Origin of the sequence: Streptacidiphilus pinicola, assembly GCF_003258295.1 — a bacterium.
GTDB lineage: Bacteria > Actinomycetota > Actinomycetes > Streptomycetales > Streptomycetaceae > Streptacidiphilus > Streptacidiphilus pinicola.
Window position 1 is genome coordinate 44,124 of record NZ_QKYN01000042.1, and the last position, 15,481, is coordinate 59,604.

Annotated in this window: 9 protein-coding genes; 3 read left to right on the forward strand and 6 right to left on the reverse strand. The window is 72.8% G+C overall.

The annotated features are described in order from the left end of the window. The first annotated feature begins 44 nt into the window (after positions 1-44). Positions 45-1,112: a C40 family peptidase gene (locus DN069_RS12065; protein ID WP_111500924.1), complete on the forward strand. Its 1,068-nt coding sequence runs from the start codon at positions 45-47 to the stop codon at positions 1,110-1,112. Beyond that, positions 1,112-2,461 (forward strand): hypothetical protein, encoded by a 1,350-nt coding sequence (locus DN069_RS12070; RefSeq protein WP_133259896.1) that lies wholly within the window; start codon positions 1,112-1,114, stop codon positions 2,459-2,461. Before DN069_RS12065 ends, DN069_RS12070 begins: the two co-directional genes overlap by 1 nt. Here the strand turns inward: DN069_RS12070 and DN069_RS12075 are convergent. Next, complete coding sequence (locus DN069_RS12075; protein WP_165845475.1) at positions 2,394-3,653, reverse strand: glycosyltransferase 87 family protein; 1,260 nt, start codon at positions 3,651-3,653, stop codon at positions 2,394-2,396. The genes DN069_RS12070 and DN069_RS12075 overlap by 68 nt on opposite strands. Positions 3,654-3,704: 51 nt before the next feature. Here DN069_RS12075 and DN069_RS12080 point away from each other — a divergent pair, with 51 nt between their 5' ends. Continuing rightward, entirely contained in the window at positions 3,705-4,835 is a 1,131-nt protein-coding gene (locus DN069_RS12080) for a glycosyltransferase family 4 protein (protein WP_111500927.1), read from the forward strand. Here DN069_RS12080 and DN069_RS12085 read toward each other — a convergent pair. The 5 genes from DN069_RS12085 to DN069_RS12105 form a co-directional block, all read right to left on the reverse strand. Next, positions 4,832-6,328 carry an ArnT family glycosyltransferase gene (locus DN069_RS12085; protein WP_111500928.1) on the reverse strand — a complete coding sequence of 499 codons (1,497 nt, stop codon included), beginning with the start codon at positions 6,326-6,328 and terminating at the stop codon, positions 4,832-4,834. The genes DN069_RS12080 and DN069_RS12085 overlap by 4 nt on opposite strands. Continuing rightward, the gene (locus DN069_RS12090) at positions 6,325-7,944 is read right to left on the reverse strand and encodes an ArnT family glycosyltransferase (RefSeq protein ID WP_243639126.1); all 1,620 of its coding nucleotides are present in this window, start codon (positions 7,942-7,944) and stop codon (positions 6,325-6,327) included. The genes DN069_RS12085 and DN069_RS12090 overlap by 4 nt, the downstream gene beginning before the upstream one ends. A gap of 28 nt (positions 7,945-7,972) precedes the next feature. After that, positions 7,973-9,214 (reverse strand): glycosyltransferase family 2 protein, encoded by a 1,242-nt coding sequence (locus DN069_RS12095; RefSeq protein WP_111500929.1) that lies wholly within the window; start codon positions 9,212-9,214, stop codon positions 7,973-7,975. Between the two features lie 24 nt (positions 9,215-9,238). Beyond that, positions 9,239-13,288, reverse strand: a complete 4,050-nt coding sequence (locus DN069_RS12100) for a beta strand repeat-containing protein (protein WP_111500930.1) — start codon at positions 13,286-13,288, stop codon at positions 9,239-9,241. Positions 13,289-13,496: 208 nt separating this feature from the next. Then, on the reverse strand, positions 13,497-15,293 hold the full coding sequence (locus DN069_RS12105) for an AMP-dependent synthetase/ligase (RefSeq protein ID WP_111500931.1): 1,797 nt from the start codon (positions 15,291-15,293) through the stop codon (positions 13,497-13,499). Positions 15,294-15,481: the final 188 nt, after the last annotated feature.

The window sequence follows — 15,481 nt, forward strand, 5'->3', positions numbered from 1 at the left end:
GGGAGCTTGGACTGCTTCTGTCCCACTCGCTAGCGTCTCCGCTCGTGGCTTCCCATCGAAGAGGCAGACGTCTCGGCCCCTCCGTGCTGTCCCGGGCCGCGGTGACCGTGGCCGCCGCGACGGCGGCGGTGCTCTCCGCGCAGGCCGGCGCCGAGGCGCAACCCGGTCCGTCCGGCGGCGCCGCCGCCGGCAGCCCCGACGAGGTGCGGCACCAGGTCGACTCGCTCTACTCCCAGGCGGAGACGGCGGATCAGCGGGCCGCGGGGGCGCAGGAGCGGCAGGCCGAGCTGCAGCGCCGGGCCGCGCTGCTCGAACAGCAGCTGGCCCAGGAGCAGCAGCGCGCCAACGACGTGGCGGGGCAGCTGGGCGTGATGGCGCAGTCCCAGTACGAGCAGGGCGGGACGATCGACCCGGTGCTGCAGCTGCTGATGAGCGCCCGTCCCGCGGACTACCTCGACCGCGCTGCCAGCCTCGGTGCGGTCGACTCCGACCTCGCCTCCCGGCTGGACGAGCTGCGCACCGACGAGCAGCGGGTGCAGCGCGACCGCAGGCTGGTGACCGAGCAGCTGGACGAGCTGGAACGGCTGCGCCGCTCCATCGCCACCGCCAAGGCCGACGTGCAGCGCCGGCTCGGCCACGCCCAGGCGCTGCTCGCGAGCCTGACGGCCGGTCAGCGCCAGGCGCTGCAGCGGCAGGAAGACGCCGCGGCTCAGGCCGCCGCCCAGGCGGCCGCGCTGCCGCTGCCGACGGGCCTCGGCCCGGTCGACGCCCGCGCCGCCGCGGCCCTGGCGGCCGCGCAGGCCGCGCTGGGGCTGCCGTACGTGTACGGCGCTACCGGTCCGGGGTCCTTCGACTGCTCCGGTCTGATGTACTGGGCCTGGCGGCACGCCGGGGTGTCGCTGCCGCGCACCTCCCAGGAGCAGGCCTTCGCGGGGCGGCGCGTCCCGCTTTCCGAGGCCAGGCCGGGGGACCTTGTGGTGTACTACCGGGATATGCACCATGTCGGCATGTATGCCGGAAACGGCATGATCATCCACGCTCCGTACCCCGGCGCCCGGGTCCGCTACGAGAGCGTCGACGACATGCCCGTCGCCGCTGTGGTCCGCCCCTGATGCGGCAGAGCTTGAGAACGGCGGGCCCGATATCCCGCAGGAGCGTCCTGCGGTACGGCGCGGGCCTCGCCGTGGCGGGGGCCGTCGGCACCACCGCCTGGCAGGCCTGGGCCGATGCCGTCGACGACGAGCGCGAGGCGCACGCCGTCCGCGCCGACGCGGTGGCGCGGACGCTCGCCGCCCGCGCGGCCGCGGTGCGGGCCCGCGACGCCCGGGCGCTGGCCGCGACGCTGGCCCCGAGCGCCCCGGCGGACCTGGTGCGCCGTCAGCACGAGCTCGTCGCCAACCTGGCCGAGGTCCCGCTGTCGCGCTGGGACTACCGGCCGCTCGCCTACGACGCGTTCACCCTCCCCGCCGCCGACGGCGCGGGAGACCGGGCGGCGGTCGCCGTCGAGCTGGACTACGCGCTGGCCGGCTTCGACGAGGAGCCGATGACGGCCACCCAGTACCTCACCTTCGAGCGGGCCACCGACGGCCGCTGGCTGCTCGCCTCCGACCAGGACCACGGGGGCGGCGACGTGCTGCTGTGGGACCTCGGGCCGGTGCGCGTGGTGCGCGGCCGCTACAGCCTGGTGCTCGGGCTGCGCGACCAGGCCGCCCTGGCCGCGCTCGGCGCGGAGGCGGACCAGGCCGTGCCGAACGTCAGCGGCGTGTGGGGGGGCGGCTGGGGGCAGCGCACGGTGCTGATCGCGCCGCAGACCGCCGACCAGTTCGGCACCCTGCTCGGCGCGGACCCCGCCGCCTTCACCGGCATCGCCGCGGTCTGCACCGGGGAGCTGGGCGCCGCGGACGCGCGGCGCACCGACCGGATCACCGTCAACCCGGGCGCCTGGGACGGCCTGAACGCGCTCGGCCGTCGGGTCGTGATCACCCACGAGACCACCCACGTCGCCACCCGGGCGCAGACCGAGCGGTGGACGCCGCGCTGGCTCTCCGAGGGCGTCGCCGACTGGACCGGCTACCTCGGCACCGGCCGCACCCCGGCCCAGACCACCCCGGAGCTCGGCGCCGCCGTCTCCGCGGCGGGCCCGAACGCGTCCCGCCTGTTCGCCGCCCTGCCCCGCGACGCGGCCTTCGACGGCGGCGCGCCCGGCACGGCGCTGCAGCAGGCCTACCAGAAGTCCTGGTTCGCCTGCCGTACCGTCGTCGAGCGGTACGGGCAGCCGAAGCTGGTCGCCCTCTACGCGGCCGTCGCCGCCGGGGGCCGGGACGGGACGCTCGCCCCGGACGCCGTGCTGGACCGCGCCCTGCGGGCGACCCTCGGGATCGGCACCGCCGCGTTCACCGCGCGGTGGCGCGCCGACGCGCTGGCGGCGCTGGCGACGCCGCAGGCACGCCCGGCGGGGTGAGCGCGGCCGTGCCCGCGTCCGCGCCGGTCCGCCACAGCCGGATGCAGGCCAGCAGCGCGGCGGCGAGCAGCAGCAGGTCGCGCGCGGAGATCAGCGCGGTGCCGAGCGCCGAGCGGCGGACCAGCTCGCCGAAGTACAGCGGGAACTCCAGGAAGGTCAGCGGCGCGGCCGCGGCCACCAGCCAGGCCACCGGCCGCATCCGGGTCGCGGGCACGGTCAGGCAGACCGCGGCCGCGCCCAGCAGCCAGATCAGGTACTGCGGGCTGATCACCCGGCTGGTCACGGTGAACAGCAGCACCGCGGTCAGCGCCGCGTCCGCGACGGTGGCCGCCGTCCAGAGCCGGTTGCGCAGCCGCCACAGCAGCAGGAACGCGAGCGAGAGCAGGCTCAGCCCGACCATCACGTGGCTGACCGCCTGCACGCCCCGGCCGAGGAACTCCAGCGAGCCGTAGTGCATGGCCACCCGGCCGTGCCAGAGCCCCGTCAGCGAGCCGAAGTAGAAGGGCAGGGCGCCCAGCGACTCGACCTCGATACCGCGCGCGCCCTGGAAGTCCAGGAAGGAGAAGGCGCCGTGCGTGGAGACGGCGAAGCCGAAGCAGACCGCCGCGCAGGTCACCGCGCAGGCCGTCCAGGCTCGCCGGGCGGCGTGGCCGCGCGGCGTCGCGCCGGCCAGGACCAGCACCGGCCAGACCTTCAGCATCGCGCCGAGCCCCGCCAGCACCCCGGCCAGCCGGGGCCGGGAGACCAGGGACAGCGTCGCCGCGATCGCGACCAGCGTCACCACCAGGTCGAAGCGGCAGTAGGCGGTCGGGCCGAGCAGCGGCACGGTCACCACCCACAGCCAGGCGCCCGACCGGCCGCCCCCGCGCCGTCCCGCCCGCAGCAGCAGCCCCAGCGCGGCCGCGTCGCACGCCGCGACCAGGGCCAGGAACGCCACGAAGTACGATCCCGGGAGCCACAACGGCAGCAGTATCACCAGGCCGGCCAGCGGCGGGTACTGCCAGGTGACGTCGTCCAGCGGAAAGGTGCCGGTGCGCAGGACCTCCGCCCAGCCCTGGTAGATGACCTTGACGTCGCTGGTGACGTCGGTGTGCGGGACCCGCAGCACGCCCAGGGCCAGTATCACCAGCAGGACCCGGCCCAAGGTCCAGCCGGTCCAGACACGCACGGTGCCGCTGGTGAGGTTACGCATTGCCATATCGTACGTATCAGCCCAAGTCGGACCGAGGAACTCAGAGCCGTCGTGAACAAGACCCTGATCGTCACCAACGACTTCCCCCCGCGCCAGGGCGGCATCCAGACCTTCGTGCACAACATGGCCCTGCGCCTGCCAGCCGACAAGCTCGTCGTCTACGCCTCCACCTGGCGGGACGGCACGGAGGTGCGGAAGTTCGACGCGGAGCAGCCGTTCGAGGTGGTGCGGGACCGCACCACGATGCTGCTGCCCACGCCCCGGGTGACGCGGCGGGCCGCCGAGCTGCTGCGCGAGCACGGCTGCGCGTCGGTCTGGTTCGGGGCGGCCGCCCCGCTGGGTCTGATGTCCCCGGCGCTGCGGCGGGCGGGCGCCGAGCGGATCGTCGGGATGACCCACGGGCACGAGGCCGCGTGGGCGCAGCTGCCCGCCTCGCGGCAGCTGCTGCGCCGGATCGGCGCGGGCACCGACACGCTGACCTACCTGGGCGAGTACACCCGCTCCCGGATCGCCGCGGCGGTCGGCCCGCAGGCGGCCGCCCGCATGGTGCAGGTGCCGCCGGGGGTCGACGAGCAGACCTTCCACCCCGCCTCGGGCGGCGACGAGGTCCGGGACCGGCTGGGCCTCACCGACCGGCCGGTCGTGGTCTGCGTCTCGCGGCTGGTCAAGCGGAAGGGCCAGGACACCCTGGTCCGCGCCTGGCCGAGCGTGCTGGCCAAGGTGCCCGACGCGGTGCTGCTGATCGTCGGCGGCGGCCCGTACCGGGCCGATCTGGAGAAGCTGGCCGAGGAGACCGGCGTCGCCGCCTCGGTCCGGTTCACCGGCGCGGTCCCGTGGGAGGAGCTGCCCGCGCACTACGGCGCGGGCGACGTCTACGCGATGCCGTGCCGGACCCGCCGCGGCGGGCTGGACGTCGAGGGCCTCGGCATCGTCTACCTGGAGGCCTCGGCGACGGGTCTGCCGGTCGTCGCCGGTGACTCGGGCGGCGCCCCGGACGCGGTCCGGCAGGGCGAGACGGGCTACGTCGTGCCGGGCCGCGACCGGGGCGAGCTCGCCGAGCGCCTGGTCGAGCTGCTGGACGACGCCGGTCTCCGCGCCCGGATGGGCGCGGCGGGGCGGCAGTGGGTCGAGCAGGCCTGGCGCTGGGACCTGCTCGCGCACCGGCTGGAGGGCCTGCTCTAGCTGACCCGCTGCCAGATGTCGTACGTCTGCGTCCCGTGGCTGGTCCTGCCCGGAACGCTCGCCACGAGCCGGTAGCCTGCCGGGTCCGCCCGGAGCGCAGCCTTCAGCTGCCTGTCCAGAGCGGCCGTCGGGCCGTAGTCCAGCACGACCAGGTTGAAGTACCCGTCGTGGATGGCCGCCCGGTAGGCCGGGAGGCCGGTCAGGGAGGTGCCCGACTTCGTCGTGTACTGGAAGTAGTACGTGGTCAGCCACTCGTACGGCTCGGTCCGCGCGGCCAGGTAGTAGCGGGGGACCTCGTTCTCCTCCACCAGGTAGCGCTGATTCGAACCCGGCCCGACCAGCGGCCGCAGCGCCGACACCTCGCCCGAGGAGTCCGGCCAGCCGCCGTACATCGGGGTGACGGCGTGGTTCGCGTAGAAGGCCAGCAGCACGCAGACGCCCAGCGCGAAGCCCGGGACCGCCCGGGCCGTGTTGAGCCGCGCCGCCGAGGCGAGGCCCAGGCCCGCCACCGGCGCGGCGAAGAGCAGGCCGAAGCCCACGTGCTTGTGCAGCGAGACCGAGGTGCCCAGGTGCGCCTGGTAGAGCGTGGCGAAGCTCGCCGTCACCGTCAGCGCGGCGGCCAGCAGCGTGCCGGGGAGACGTGGCCTGTCGGGGGACTGGCTCCGCGCCGCCACGACGACGCCGACGACGGCGAGGACCGCGATCCAGCCGCCCCAGACCGCGGAAAGCCGCAGGATGTTCGCGAGCGGTTCGGCGCCGGTCGCGCGGTTGACGGTGGTCTGGTCCAGGCCCTGCCGCAGCGAGGGCCAGGCCACCAGCGCCGCCCAGCCGAGCCCGACGGTCGCGGCCGCCAGCAGGCCGCCGCGCACCGCGGCGCGCGCCCAGGAGCCACCGGCCGCCACCACGGTCAGCGCCGCGGCGACCACCACGGTCGGCAGGTACAGCGCGGAGGCGTACTTGGTCGCCGCCGCCAGCACCAGCACCGGCGCCGCGCACAGCACCCACGCCGGGTTGGCCCGGGCCAGCCGCACCACCAGCCACAACGCCACGGCCAGCAGAAAGACGCACATCGCGTCGTAGGTGGCCAGCCGGCTCAGGAACAGCGTCGGCGCGGAGACCCCGAACAGCACCGCCGCGACGATCGCGGGCTGCCGGCCGTAGAGCCGACGGGCCGTCATCCACACCAGGATGGTGGCGCCGAGCATGAACAGCAGGCTCAGCGCCCGCGCCCCCTCCAGGCCGAGCGCACCGTCGACGAGCGCGGCCAGCACCGGGTAGAGGAAGGGCGCGCCGGAGAAGTACGACGCGTAGGAGTCGTAGGTCGGCGTGTGGTGCAGCAGGAAGGCGAGCTCGCGGTGGCCCGCGTACAGGTACAGCGCCTCGTCCTCGAAGGCGGTGTTGGCCAGCAGGTAGGCGAGGCCGATCTGCAGGGCCAGCACGGCGAGGAGTGGCCACCGGTCCCGGAGCGCGGCGCGGCTGGCGGTGAGGCTCACTGCCCGCCTCCGGCCTGCTGGTGGAAGGTGTGGCCGGTCTTGTCGACGCGGAGGATGTCGATCTCCTGGGTTCCGGTGCCGAACCTGGCCACCACCACGGAGTGCTGCATCGCGGCGCGGACGGTGGGCAGGCCGTTGGGGTCCTCACGGATGATGGAGGAGGACACCACGTAGTCGATGTCCTTCCAGCCGTGCGGCAGGGTGCGGGTGACGGCGGGGTCGAGGTCGACCTTGTAGAACCAGATCGCGCCGAGCCCCGGCCGGAAGCCCTGGTCGACCAGGTCCGGCCACATCGCGTCGTCGGAGACGATCCGGACGTGCGGCCTGTCGGCGACATTGGCTTTGATCCAGGCGGAGGCCTGGCTGTACTCCTGGTTGCTGTAGGCGGTGTCGGCGGTCTCGTCGCCGGCCTCCCAGTGCGGCGCGACCAGGCCCGCCAGGATGACGGCCCCGAAGGCCAGCACGTTGCGCGACTGTGGCAGCCACCGGGACACCCGGCCGCCGAGGAACTGACGGGCCGTCGCGTCCGCGACGCCGGCGGCGCACAGGGCGAAGAAGGGCAGCGCCTGCAGCACGTACATGGCCGGCAGGTACCCGCCGGGCCGCAGCGCCACGGCGACCAGCAGCAGCGAGGCGATCGCCACCTCGCGCACCCGCTTCACGAACAGGGCCACCAGCGTGGCGGCGACGCCGACGGCGAGGATGACCGGGTCCCGGACCACCCACCAGTGCAGCGTCATGTTGGTGACCGAGCCGGTCTGCAGCAGCCAGCCGGAGCTGCCGCCGCGGCCGAGCTGGAACTGGAGCGCGCCGATCAGCGAGTTGTGGTCGGGGCCGGGGAACAGCTCGCCCTTGAGCACCGCGTAGAGCAGGTACTGGAAGCTCAGCAGCAGGAAGCTCATGGCGAAGCCGACCATGGAGAAGATCCGGGTCGAGCGGTCCGAGCCGCGCCACACCGCGAGCACCAGGGCCGGCAGCGTGATGACCATCGTCTCCTTGGAGAGCACCGAGACTCCGGCGCAGACCCCGGCCGCGATGTGGTGCCACAGGTGCTTGCGCTGCGAGAGCGCGAAGGCGAAGGCCGCCAGCATCCACGGCACCGCGAAGTTGTCGAGGTAGATCTCGCGCTGCATGGTCACCGACAGCGGTGAGAGCCCGAAGACGACCATCGCCAACGCGGCCGCCCAGCGCGGCAGGTCCATCCGGCGCGCCACGACGTAGACCAGCGCGGCGGACGCGGCCGTGACCGGCACCATGATGACGCGGGCCTGCATCACCACGTTCATGCCGTGGTCGAACAGGGCCGGGATCCAGGACAGCGCCGCGATCTGCAGCCAGCCCAGCGGCGGATGGTCGTACCAGTAGCTGTAGTGGGCCAGCGCCCCCTCGTGCTGGACCGCCCAGGCCTGCGCGAGGTAGGTGCCCTCGTCGTCGCTGACGGTCGGGAAGTTGCCGATGTTGACCGCCTGGACCAGCACGATCACCACCAGGAGCGGCACGGCGACCACCAGGTCGGGCCGCGCCGCGGCCCAGCGCGCCAGCCGGCCGGGCGGTGGTGCCGCGGCCGGCTCCTCGGTGTTCGGGTGTGTGGCGACGGCCTCGACGACTGACGTCATCGCGGTATTCCCCCCTCGGGATGTTCAGTCAACTCTCGGCGAGGTGCGCGCCGACGTGGCGGGTGAGCTCCCAGTCCTTGCGCCCGCGCAGTTCACGCCAGACCGCGCGCAGCGCCGCCCCCGCCAGGATCAACTGGTAGAACGGGGCCCCCACGAGCAGCTTCGCGTAGTGGCTGAACCGCACCCGCAGCTGGTACTGCTTGCCGAAGTCGTGCAGCCCGACGACCTCGAAGGCCGTCATCGCGGCCATCGGCACCAGCGGCGAGAAGGAGACGAGCGCGACCGCCACCGGCACCTGGGCGACGAAGGCCAGCACCACGCCGGCCAGCAGGGCCAGACCCGACAGGGCCTGGATGAACGGGGTGACCAGCGTGTAGCGGGCCAGCATCCGCTGCCGCAGCGAGGGCAGCCGCTTCCAGTCCTTCTTGCGGTAGACCTGCAGGAAGCCCTGGTTCCAGCGGGTGCGCTGCTTGAACAGCGAGACCACCGAGTCCGGGGTCTCCTCGCGGGTGACCATCTCGGAGTCGTAGGCGACCACGACCTTCTTGCCCTGGCTGGACAGCCGCACGCCCAGGTCGCAGTCCTCGGCCAGGCAGGCCTCGTCCCAGCCGCCGTACTCGCGCAGCAGCTCGGTGCGGACGAAGACGGTGTTGCCGCCGAGCGGGATGAAGCCCTTCTCGGCGTGCAGGTGCAGCCGCGAGCGGAACCAGAAGAAGTACTCCAGGCAGTTGCGCAGGCTGTACCAGCTGGAGTGGAAGTTGATCAGCTGGACGCCCCCCTGCACCACGTCGGCCCGGGTGTCGCGGAAGGCGTGGTCGACGTGCGCCAGCAGCTCCGGATGGACCTGGTCCTCGGCGTCGAAGACGCCGACGACGTCGCCGCGGCAGCTGGGCAGCGCGTTGTTGAGCGCCTTCGGCTTGTTCTTCTTCTCGTGGTGGTCGGTCACCACGCTGACCAGCCGCGGGTGTTCCGCGGCGAGCCGGTGCGCCACCGCGGCCGTGTCCGGATCGTCGTGGCCGACGATGACGATGACCTCGTAGTCGGTGTGCGTGGACTCCAGCAGCCGGAGCACGGTGTGCTCCAGCACCTCCTGTTCGTGCCGCGCGGGCACCAGCAGCGAGAAGGAGAGCGCTCCGGCTCCGTCCGGCGCGCTGAACCGGGTGCCGGCCAGCGTCTCCGGGGTGCGCCAGGCGTGCAACATCCACCACAGGGTGAACACGGCCACCCAGAAGAGTGCGAGCGAGCACACCACGATGAACGCGGAAATCATGGTTGGGTCCCCTCCCCGGATTTCTCAGGACGTGTACGTGATCGTGGGGGCGGAGACCGCGAAGGTGTCCGTGGAGGCGCCGACGCCTGCGGTGAAGCCGACCAGGACCTTGTTCGGCAGGGTCACCGCCTGGTCGATCTCCTGGACGCCGTCGACGGAGACGACGAGATGACTCGCCGCCGTCACCTGGACGTCGATCGTGTGCGTCGCCCCCTGCAACGCCGGCATGTTCGTGGTGTACCCGAGTGTGTTGAACGTCGTGGTGCCGGAACTCGTGGTGGCCACGCCCAGATCGGGCGCGCTGCCGGCGCCGAAGTTGGAGAAGACCGCCAGCCCGGCGACCGTCGCGTCCAGCCCGGTGGCGCCCAGCCCGCTGCCGTCGTGGCCGAGCGACGAGGTGGACATGGTGGCCGCGTTCAGCAGCGCGAAGGTCATGCCGTCGCCCGGCTGCGTGCCGGTGGAGTTGATCGACTCCGTGAACGTGGCGTGCAGCCCGAGCGGGCTGACGGGCGTGGCGTTGATGACGTCGCCCTTGGACGAGTGCATCCCGTCGGTGGTGAGCGAGACGACGCCCGCCGACTGGGTGCTCACGCCGTTCAGGTGCCAGCTCGGGTCGGTGAAGCCGGGCAGCGTGCCGCCGGTCCCGGCCGGCTGGCCGGTGCCCGAGAGTGAGACGGTGACGGTGCCGCTGGTCGTGGTGACGGCGAAGGAGCTGTTCTGGTCGCCCGTCAGCGTCGGTGCGAAGCTGACCGGCACGCTGATCGAGGCGCCCGGGGCCACGGCCGTGCCCACGGCGGGCAGCGTCGCGCCGAAGGGCTCGGCCGGTGCCGTGACCGCCGAGACGGTCTCGGTGCCGCTGCCGTTGTTCCGCAGCGTCACCGACTGGCCGGCGGTGCCGCCGACCGTCTGCGAGCCGAAGGTGACCGCGGTCGGCGTCGGCGTCAGCGCCTGCCCGCCGGTGGCGGCGGGGGCCGGCGGGGTGATGGTGAGGTTCGTGATCGCGTGGACGTCCGTGCTGCTGCCCGTCCCGCCGGTGAAGCCGACGTAGGCGTTGCTGGGCAGCACCCCCGCGGCCGGGACGTAGTCGAGCAGTTGGGTGCCGTCGACGCCGACCTTGACGTGACCGCCGGCCGTGGTGACGGTCACCGCGTGGCTGCCGCTCTCCAGCGAGGTCGGGACCTTGGCCCAGGCCAGGTAGTTCAGGTTGTCCGCGCCGGAGCCCGGGCCCTGCGCGATGCCGACGAAGTTGCCCATCCCGGTCTGGCCGCTCCAGCTGGTGGCCAGGACCACCGCGAGGCCGGGCAGCTTGGAGAAGCCCATGCCGCCGCCGGCGACGCCGGTGCCGGTCGCGCTGCCCCTGGACGAGTCGACCAGTGCGTAGGTCGCCCCGTCTCCGCCGCTGCCGCCGCTGAACGTGCTGGTGAACGACGCGGTCAGGCCGTCGGTCTGCACGGCGCTCGGGTAGAAGGCGGAGCCGGACTGCTGGGTCGTCGCCGGGGTGAGCCGGATCGCGCCGGCCGAGAGCGTCGCCGAGCCGTTGGCCTGCCAACCCGTCGGTGGCTGCGGCAGTGTGGCGAGGCCGGTGCCGGAGAGCTGGACGTACAGGTCGCCCTGGCCGGTGTTGCCGGTGATCTCGTAGCTGTCGCTGAGCGCGCCGGCCGTGGTGGGCGAGAAGACCACCGGCACCTGGACCGCCTGGCCGGGGCCGAGCACCTGGCCCTCGGCGATCGCGTTCGGGCTGGAGAAGGTGCCGACCGGCGCCTTCGCCTTGTTGAGGGTGACCGGGATGTTGCCGTCGTTGGTGACGGTGAAGCTCAGCGGCGGCGAGGTCGTGCCGACCGGCACGTTGCCGAAGGCCAGCGCGGCCGGAGTGATCGTCAGATGCCCCTGCCCGGTCACCGAGCTGCCGCTGAGCGGCACGGTGAAGGTGCCGGAGGTCGAGGTGACCGAGAGCTGGTCGCTGGACGAGCCGGCCGTGGTCGGGTGGTAGGTGACGGACTCGGTGAACGAGCCGCCCGCCGGCACCACGGTGCCGACGGCCGGGGCCCCCGTCACGCTCCACGGGGCGGAGGGCGCGCCGACGGCCGAGACGGTCTCGCTGCCGGTGCCGGTGTTGGTGAACTGCACGCTGCTCGACACCGGCACGCCGGTGGGCTGCCCGGTGAAGCTCACGCTCGCCGGAGCGGTCGCGAACCCGGCCTTGACGCCGGTGCCGCTGACCGAGAAGCCCACCGTGCCCTGGTCGGTGGCGATGTCGACGATGCCGGTGGTCGCCCCCGCCGCGGTCGGCGTGAAGGTGACCGGGACGGTGAGCGTGCCGCCGGTCGCGAGGGCGGCGGGCAGCGTGGGCGGGGTCACCGCGAACGGCGCCGAGGTGCTGACGCCGGTGACGTTCAGCGCGCGCGAGGCGGTCACGGTGAGCGTCCCGCTGCCGCTCGCCCCCACGTTGACCTGGCCGACCGAGACCGGCTGCCCGGTCAGCACCGAGGCCGCGGGGCGGCCGAAGGCCAGCACGTGGCCGTCGCGGGAGCCGATGTAGACCCGGCCGCCGCTGGTGGCCGGGGTGACGAACTTCGAGGCGATGCCGTAGGGCGCGGACCAGAGCACGCTGAGCGAGCCGTCCGCGTTCGGCGTGGCGTTGTACGCGTAGAGCGTCGCGCCGTTGCCGTACATGTCGTCGGCCCTGGAGACCCAGACCACGGCGCTGCCCGCGGTGGTGCCGGTCGACGTGACGGTCGGCGAACCCTCGTTGAGGTAGCCGAAGTTGATCGAGCCCTGGCCGACCAGGGCGAGCGCCGGGTTGCCGTTGCCGTCGGCGCCGAGGTGGAAGGCCTGCAGCGGGCCGCCGTTGCTGGAGTAGTAGACGTAGCCGCCGTTCGCCCCCCAGAAGGCCGGGTGGCAGTAGCAGCCGGTGTACGGGCCGAGCGTCTGCACGTTCGCGTCCCCGCCGCCACTGCCCTGGCCCATGCCGCCGAGGTTGTCGCGGTTGAGCAGGAAGACCCGGCCGTCCTTGCCCTCGGTGACGGCGAGGTGCGGGACCGCAGTGGTGCCGTAGCCGTCGGGGATGGCCATCACGCCGCCGGAGCCGAGGTCGCGGTCGTTCTGGTCGAGGTAGGCCGCGTTGGAGGGAGCGAAGAAGTCGTTGGCCTTGAGGGAGCCGTCGCCCTGCACGGTCAGCGAGATGACCGACTCGGACATGGTGGCCGGCGGGCTGGAGCCCGGACCGACGGGCGGCGAGACACCGTTGCCGGTGGAGAACTCGATATGGCCCTGCGCGTCGGCGACCAGGCCGCCGCCGGAGGCCCAGATGCCGCCGCCCTGGTTGGCCGCGCCGGTCTCGTCGGCCCACATCGTGGTCTGCTTGCCGGCGGTGTTGACGCCGACGACGAAGCCGCGCCAGTTGCCGTGGTCGCAGACCGAGCCGAAGCCGGCGTAGACGACGCCGTTCAACAGCAGCAGACCGGGCCGCTGGCCCTGCTGGACGGGGGTGAACACGGTGGAGGGGTCGTTGCCGGCCGAGCCGGAGATGACGACGGGGAAGCCGGGCTTCTCGTTGCCGGTCACCGGGTCCACGGCGTGCATCTTGAAGACCGGGGCCTCGTGGTACTGGCCGCCGTCCTCCTTGGAGACCAGGTACACGTAGCCGGAGGCGGCGTCGTAGACGGGCGTGCCGCTGATGCCGATGTACGGGGCGAGGTCGCCGCAGGACCAGGTGGCCCCGGGCGTGGTCACGCCGGAGGCGGGCCAGGGCGCGCCGTAGGCGTCCGTCCACTTGATCGCGCCGGTGACCGCGTCCAGGCCGTAGACGTGGTTGGTCTCGGTGGCGACCACGACGGTGCCGCCGACGACCACGGGCTGCGCGTAGACCTGCCCGTCGACGGCGGTGGAGAACTGCTGGCCGAAGTCGGACGAGGAGACCTGGCTGGGCGTCAGGCCGGGCTCGTTCTGGTCCCAGCCGGTGCGGTAGGTGTCCTGCGAGACGGTGCTCTCATCGGCGTGGGCCGAGACGGCGGCGCCGCCCAGCAGTGCGGCGGTCAGGCTGAACGCGGCGAATATCCTGGTCAGCACGGACATTTATGACGAAGTCCCCCCACGTCCGAATGCGCGCGGAATGCGCGCGGTATGCGCGGGGCCCAGGATTCCAGCGGATGTGGAGGGAGTGTGGGGAAAGCGAGCAGAAGTTACTCGCCGTTAACGCGAAACCCCCCGGAGCCACGGATTCCGGGGGGAGTGTGAGATTCCGGTCAATTACCGGAATCTCGGCGTCACTTCGCGTGCCTCGTCACTTGGAATACAGTGCCTCGACCTCGTCGGCGAAGTCCTTCATCACGACCGCGCGCTTCAGCTTCATCGAGGGCGTCAGGTGGCCGGAGTCCTCCGACAGCACTGTGTCGATGACGCGGAACTTCTTGACCGCCTCGGCGTGCGAGACCGCCGCGTTGCCGTCGTCGATGGCGGCCTGGATCGCTTCCTGCAGGTCGGCGTCGTGCAACAGGTCGGTGACCGTGGCCTGCTCCGGCTTGCCGTGCAGCTGCTTCCAGGTGGGGAAGAACTCCGGGTCCACGGTGATCAGCGCGCCGATGAACGGGCGGCGGTCGCCGACCACCATGCACTCGCCGATCAGCGGGTGCGCCCGGACCCGGTCCTCGATCACGGCCGGGGCGACGTTCTTGCCGCCCGCGGTGACGATGATCTCCTTCTTGCGGCCGGTGATCTTCAGGTAGCCGTCCGCGTCCAGCTCGCCGATGTCGCCGGTGGCGAACCAGCCGTCGTGCAGCGCCTCGGCGGTGGCCTCCGGGTTGTTCCAGTAGCCGGCGAACACCTGCGGGCCCTTGAGCAGCACCTCGCCGTCCTCGCCGATCCGCGCGGCCGAGCCGGGCAGCGGCTGGCCGACGGAGCCGATCTTCGGCTTGTCGTGCGGGTTGAACGCGGTGGCCGCGCAGGTCTCGGTCAGGCCGTAGCCCTCGAGCACGGTGAAGCCGATGCCGCGGTAGAAGTGGCCCAGGCGCTCGCCCAGCGGCGCGCCGCCGGAGATGGCGTGGGTGGCCCGGCCGCCCAGCGCGTTGCGCAGCTTGCTGTAGACCAGCGCGTCGAACATCCGGTGACGCAGCCTCAGGCCGAGCGAGGCGCCGCCCGGGGTGTCCAGCGCGCGGCTCCAGGCGATGGCGGTCTCGGCGGCGCGGTCGAAGATCTTGACCTTGCCCTCCGCCTGCGCCTTGGCACGGGCGGCATTGTAGACCTTCTCGAAGACACGCGGCACGCCGAGGATCAGCGTCGGGCGGAACGAGGCCAGCTCGGCGGTGACCTCCTTGATGTCCGGCACGTGGCCGATCCGGATCGGCGCCATCACGGCGGCGATCTCGGCGATCCGGCCCAGCACGTGGGCCTGCGGCAGGAAGAGCAGCACCGAGGAGTGGCCGGGCCGGAACAGCGGCTGCAGCCGGGCGGTGATGTTGCCGAGCTCCGCCATGAAGTTGGCGTGGGTCAGCATGCAGCCCTTGGGGCGGCCGGTGGTGCCGGAGGTGTAGACGATGGTGGCGATCGAGTCGGGGCCGAGGGTGGCCCGGCGCTCCTCGACCGCGGCGTCGGAGACGTCGGCGCCGGCTCTCACCAGCTGCTCCAGGCCGCCCGCCTCCAGCTGCCAGACCTGCTTGAGCTCCGGCAGCCGCTCACGCACCTCGGCGATGACGGCCTCGTGCCGCGGCAGCTCCGCGACGCAGGCCACCGCGCCGGAGTTGCCGAGGATCCACTCGACCTGCTCGGCCGAGGAGGTCTCGTAGACCGGCACGGTGATGCCGCCGGCGCACCAGATGGCGAAGTCGAGCAGGGTCCACTCGTAGCGGGTCCGCGCCATCAGGCCGACCCGGTCGCCGGGGCCGACGCCGGAGGCGATCAGGCCCTTGGCCGCGGCCCGTACCTCCGTGAGGAAGCCGACGGCGGTGCGGTCCTGCCAGGCGCCGTTGACCTTGCGGGCGACGAGCGGCAGATCGGGATACCGCTCGGCGTTGGCATGGATGAGATCGGTGAGGTTTCCGCCGCTCGGCACTTCGTAGAGGGCCGGAAGGCTGAACTCGCGCAAAGCTGTGCTCCTCGATCATCTTGCGCCGTCCGGCGAGGGCTCTGCTCGAGCAACCGAACTGTGGCGCTGCCACGGCGACGCTGCTGGGACGCCCGGGACGTTACTAGCGGGTAGGACCAAAGGTATAGATGTACCGGCCAGGTGTTTCCAGGGTCACACTGCTGCCCAGCCTAGTGGGGTTGACCACG

Excerpts from the sequence above, each read along its gene's own strand:
- DN069_RS12070 (WP_133259896.1), top strand. The coding sequence starts at position 1,112 with ATGCGGCAGAGCTTGAGAACGGCGGGCCCGATATCCCGCAGGAGCGTC.
- DN069_RS12075 (WP_165845475.1), bottom strand. The coding sequence starts at position 3,653 with ATGCGTAACCTCACCAGCGGCACCGTGCGTGTCTGGACCGGCTGGACC.
- DN069_RS12090 (WP_243639126.1), bottom strand. The coding sequence starts at position 7,944 with ATGACGTCAGTCGTCGAGGCCGTCGCCACACACCCGAACACCGAGGAG.
- DN069_RS12095 (WP_111500929.1), bottom strand. The coding sequence starts at position 9,214 with ATGATTTCCGCGTTCATCGTGGTGTGCTCGCTCGCACTCTTCTGGGTG.
- DN069_RS12100 (WP_111500930.1), bottom strand. The coding sequence starts at position 13,288 with ATGTCCGTGCTGACCAGGATATTCGCCGCGTTCAGCCTGACCGCCGCA.